The following is a 232-nucleotide window of genomic DNA, read 5'->3' on the forward strand; positions in this document are numbered from 1 at the left end:
TGGAACACCGCGTCACCCGGTTAAATCAGGGCAGCAATAACGCGATTTACCAGAACGACAGCGTCATCAGCATGACCGAAAACACCTTCCTGCGTTACTACATGGACCGGCTGGATTTCCGGTTTGCCCTTAATGAACAGTACCCGCTGAAAAAATTCATGATGCAGTTCGGCGAAAGCGAATACGCGCACATCGCGCGCCGCCTGGCCGACAGCGGCATCTCGTACTTCTT

General features: G+C 53.4%; 1 protein-coding gene. It reads left to right on the plus strand.

Annotation, left to right across the window (positions count from 1 at the left end; genetic code table 11):
- A partial coding sequence (locus tag J1785_RS00015) for a contractile injection system protein, VgrG/Pvc8 family (RefSeq protein WP_217218501.1) occupies nucleotides 1-232 on the plus strand: 232 nt, incomplete at both ends.

This window comes from Rahnella perminowiae (assembly GCF_019049755.1).
GTDB lineage: Bacteria > Pseudomonadota > Gammaproteobacteria > Enterobacterales > Enterobacteriaceae > Rahnella > Rahnella perminowiae.